Origin of the sequence: Cryobacterium sp. TMT3-29-2, assembly GCF_004564305.1 — a bacterium.
Lineage (GTDB): Bacteria > Actinomycetota > Actinomycetes > Actinomycetales > Microbacteriaceae > Cryobacterium > Cryobacterium sinapicolor.
Genome location: NZ_SOGK01000070.1, coordinates 1 through 3985, shown reverse-complemented (window position 1 = coordinate 3985; position 3985 = coordinate 1). Strand labels below are relative to the sequence as shown.

The following is a 3985-nucleotide window of genomic DNA, read 5'->3' as shown; positions in this document are numbered from 1 at the left end:
GCGGCTCGAATATGACGACCATGAAGTCGCCAGGTTTTGAAGTCATGGTTGTTCAGGATGGCATGCCCAATCGAGCGGGCTGGAGCAAGGCAAGCGAGAACCTCCGCATCAAGGACCAGTAGGTCCAGCGTCGCCGAAAGGGAACCCGAACCGGGCCTCCAAGATAGTTCGCTCCCGTGTGGGCAGCGCGTCGAGATAGAACGTGATGTCAGACCGGCGCAGGGCCTGAGTCGCGTATTCGTCTGGCTGGGGCAGGTCGTCGTCCATGATCAGCTCGGAGATGTCGGCCAATCCCTCGCCGAGGGGAGTCTGATAGGAGATTGGTTCGACGTCCCAGTCGAGCAAGGCCCGCACGTCGGCCATCGGAGACTGGCAGGCCTCGGCCAGCTCCGCCAGGGTGGGTTCGTGGTGCAGAGTGCCGGTGAGGTCGCTGCGGATGCGCTTGATCTTGTTGAGCTTCTCCACGGGGTGCATCGGGAGGCGAATGGTTCGTGCAGCGCCGATCATGTCCGGTTGCCGTATCGAGATGCGGGTCTACGAATCTAGCCATGGCGATTACGGGCACGAACTCGCCGGCCGAACTCGTTCAGATCGATGGTGCCATTGACGTAGAGGGCGGCATCGGCATCGAAATCGGCGCCCACCGTGAGACCTGCCATAACTTCTGAAGAGAAATCTTCGAACAACCCACAGAGAATATATGGGTACAAGCGATCCGCTTCAAGAATTCAGAAGCGGCCACCAATTGCTGGGTGGCCCGCTTCCCCGGCATGCTCGGCGGTGTTACACGAACACCCAAGTTTGAGTTACGTCATGACCCAGCGACACTCGCGTCGACAGGCGCGTCCGGTGTCATGTCGCGGCTTAGGCACGCCCAGTTCCCGGAACCGTTCGGGACGAGATCCGGTGGCGCGCAGTCATCCGCGGTGCTGGCGGATTAGCGCTGCGATGAGCAGCACGAGCCCGATCACGGCAGCCGCTGCGCCGATAACAAACGCCGTCACCGCGAAGGTGCCGTCCCCGCTTGAGTCGCTGCCCTCGGCAGATGCAACGAGTATCGAGAAGGCGACGAACCCTCCGATTAGCAGAAGCACTCCGACGCTTGCGGTGACGGCGCCACCAATGATGAAGCCGAGACGTTGCTGAGACATAGTTCCTCCTACGGATTGCAAAGCTTGGTTAGCATTGTCCATGTCGATACCACCGGTCGGGTGGTTTCGAGATCCCAAACAGGTTCGATGACGCCACCCGTGCCATGGCAGATGTACTGTCCCTGCAGGGTGATCCGCCACTTTGAGAGGTTTGCCTTCGGAGTTTTGGTAATCAACTCATCCCAGCCGGCCCACGCAGGAACCCTCAGCGGGAAGTTACTGTCGGCGTCCCTGTTGAGCCTTGGTTGAATTTTCCACGAGCCGTTGGTCATGCGATCCGCAAGTTTTGGGCGTCTCGCCTGCTGCCGCTTGTCACCGTCTGAAGCCGACCATGGGCTTTGGGTGGGGGCAATGTCCGGCGCCGATTTGGGTCGGTATCGTGGGCTTAGGCGTCCCAGCTCGCTCGGAGCGCGAGTATTGCCTGCGCGAGCGTGAGGCCTGACTTGCGCGCGACTAGGGAATAGTCGAGTGCTGCATCAAGGACTTCGCTTCGGTCTTCAATGTTGTCTGCAACGCGGGATCCTCGCCGGCCGTGTGTTTCGATCAAGCCCACGGATTCGAGTTCCGCATAAGCGCGGCTGACAGTTCCAGGTGCGATCCCGAGGTCGGAGGCAAGCTGGCGCACGGTCGGTAGGCGCTGCTGGGGCCCCAGCTTTCCGCCGATTATCTGGGTCTCGATCTGCACACGAATTTGCTCGAAAACAGGGATCGGACTCTCGTTGTCGATGAATATCACAGCGACGTCGATTCGAGGGCAGGAACTACAGGGCTCCTTACAATGGCCGATCGTGCGGCGCGGACGAAACTAACGAGCGCAGTAGCGCACCAGAGGATGCCGATCACAATTGTCACTACGCCGCAGCCAGCGGCAAGAACAGTGGGAATGTCGAGTCCTCTGGCACCGTTCCCGGTTGCCAACTGGTCAACGCCCATATCGAGGGCAAGTTGTGAGCTTTGGAGAATCGCCAGGCCACTGACCCAGAGGAAGCCGCCCAACATTCCAGCCAGACCTGTCAGAGACATCAAAGTACAGGAGTGAATGCTGGCTGTCCGCTCAGCTTCGCCCCCGATTGAACGACCGAAAGCGATGATACCCAAGACCGCGACGGTGAACGCTCCGGCAGCCAGGGCAGTGCCGGCTACCGGAAGCGAATAGGCACCGCCGGGGTACACACCCGAGGACGCCGTGCCGGTATCCGTCCAAACCCGAAACAGCGACCCCGAGGACACACCCTGCGGGGCAAATTCAAAGGCCTCAGCCGCTGTGAGTGCGACCATCCCGACGGCAATCAGAATTGACACCACGAGGCCGCCCGTCAGAACAAGCGAGAAGCCTGCCCCGCCAGCGGTCCACGAACGGGGTACGAGGGTGGCAGACTGCGAATGCCTGCGAGCGGTGACCGCCGAAACAGTATGGACGGTTCCAAAGGTGAGGACCGCTGCAGTCCCGGCGGCACCGGCACCGATTGCTTGAGGAATCCCGAAGAACGGAGCCGGGAAGACATTCCAAGCTAACGGCCACCACTCCGCATAGAAGAAGGCAACACCGACAGCGAGGAACGCGCAGAGAGCGATCCCGGTCGCTTTCTGCCTGGCGTTCCGACGAGTGGTTGGTCCATCCACAGGGGGTCGGGAAGTGCGCGTTAGGTACCGCCACGTAAATCCGAAGGGGATCAAGGAGATGAGCGCTGCCAACACCGGTAACACGACCATCACAGCACTTCCCTTATGTATCAATCGAGTGACACACACTTATTGTCACACTTGACTGACACAAATACTAGAGTCCGAAACCGGATGGAGCATCGCCCGCCAGACGAACGTCTACCGGGCTTCTCCTAGACTCGGTCCCATGGCTGGCAATGTGGTTCTGGATGCATACACCGGTCGCGCGGAGGAATACACGGCGCTGCTTGGATCGATGGCTAACACGCACAAATCGGATCAGCGGTTTGTCGCCCAATGGGCGCGCGACCTGCGGGGCGTGGTCATCGACGCGGGGTGCGGTCCTGGGCACTGGACCGATTTCCTGAAAAAGCGTGGTGTCGATGCGGAGGGTATCGATCACGTTCAAGCGTTCATCGGGCAAGCAAGAAAAAGATTTCCGACGGTACCGTTCCGCGTCGCGTCGCTGGACGATCTCGGGGTCCGAGACGGATACGCAGCTGCAATTCTTGCGTGGTACTCCGTTATCCATCTTGCCCCGAATGACTTGCCAGCGGTTTTGCGCGAGTTCGCCCGCTGCATTGCTCCTGGAGGCAGCCTCCTCCTCGGATTCTTCGAGGGCGACACCGTCGAGCCGTTTCCGCACGCCGTTACGACCGCCTACTTCTGGCCCATCGGTGAGATGAGCACGCAACTCAAGACCGCAGGGTTTCACGTTCACGCGGTGAACACCCGAACCGATCCGGGCAAGCGGTCCCACGCCGCGATCATCGCCCATCGAACTGATGCTTCAGCGCCCCCAGAAGTTCCGTTCTAGCCACAAGCTCCGACGCCGATTCGTCGAAGGAACTTCCAAGGGTCTAAATCTAAACAGCCTGTGTCATAAGCCGAACGTCTATCGGGCGTTCCGACGTCAGATTGACGCTGCTGACTGAACGTTCGTGCCAGGCGGCATGAATGTTGCTCATGAGCCCTCATGTCCCACCATCAAAACCCTGCTGTGATGACCTAACCTTGCATAACCCGGTATAGTGCAATGCATGGGCCAATCAGAAGATAAAGTCCTCACAAATCTGCGCAAGGGCGTCTTGGAATTCTGCCTCCTGGCGCTGTTACGCGAGGGTGAATGGTACGGGCTGGACATTGCCCGGCGCCTCAGCGAGCAAGGT

Annotated in this window: 7 protein-coding genes; 1 reads left to right on the top strand and 6 read right to left on the bottom strand. The window is 59.8% G+C overall.

The window, feature by feature from the left end:
* Nucleotides 1-108: 108 nt before the first annotated feature.
* The 6 genes from E3O67_RS08245 to E3O67_RS08225 form a co-directional block, all read right to left on the bottom strand.
* Nucleotides 109-507 carry a sigma-70 domain-containing protein gene (locus E3O67_RS08245; RefSeq protein WP_135102440.1) on the bottom strand — a complete coding sequence of 133 codons (399 nt, stop codon included), beginning with the start codon at nucleotides 505-507 and terminating at the stop codon, nucleotides 109-111.
* A gap of 35 nt (nucleotides 508-542) precedes the next feature.
* Nucleotides 543-686: an antitoxin VbhA family protein gene (locus E3O67_RS16920; protein WP_167726538.1), complete on the bottom strand. Its 144-nt coding sequence runs from the start codon at nucleotides 684-686 to the stop codon at nucleotides 543-545.
* A gap of 231 nt (nucleotides 687-917) precedes the next feature.
* Nucleotides 918-1151 carry a hypothetical protein gene (locus tag E3O67_RS08240; protein WP_130178350.1) on the bottom strand — a complete coding sequence of 78 codons (234 nt, stop codon included), beginning with the start codon at nucleotides 1149-1151 and terminating at the stop codon, nucleotides 918-920.
* Nucleotides 1152-1159: 8 nt separating this feature from the next.
* The gene (locus E3O67_RS08235) at nucleotides 1160-1423 is read right to left on the bottom strand and encodes a DUF2599 domain-containing protein (protein WP_135102439.1); all 264 of its coding nucleotides are present in this window, start codon (nucleotides 1421-1423) and stop codon (nucleotides 1160-1162) included.
* A 113-nt stretch (nucleotides 1424-1536) separates the two neighbouring features.
* Nucleotides 1537-1887, bottom strand: coding sequence for a GntR family transcriptional regulator (locus E3O67_RS08230; protein WP_135102438.1), 351 nt, complete (start codon nucleotides 1885-1887; stop codon nucleotides 1537-1539).
* Nucleotides 1884-2774: a hypothetical protein gene (locus E3O67_RS08225; protein ID WP_135102437.1), complete on the bottom strand. Its 891-nt coding sequence runs from the start codon at nucleotides 2772-2774 to the stop codon at nucleotides 1884-1886. Before E3O67_RS08225 ends, E3O67_RS08230 begins: the two co-directional genes overlap by 4 nt.
* A gap of 229 nt (nucleotides 2775-3003) precedes the next feature.
* On the opposite strand from E3O67_RS08225, the gene E3O67_RS08220 reads away from it, so the two are divergent.
* Nucleotides 3004-3633: a bifunctional 2-polyprenyl-6-hydroxyphenol methylase/3-demethylubiquinol 3-O-methyltransferase UbiG gene (locus tag E3O67_RS08220; protein ID WP_135102436.1), complete on the top strand. Its 630-nt coding sequence runs from the start codon at nucleotides 3004-3006 to the stop codon at nucleotides 3631-3633.
* Nucleotides 3634-3985 lie beyond the last annotated feature (352 nt).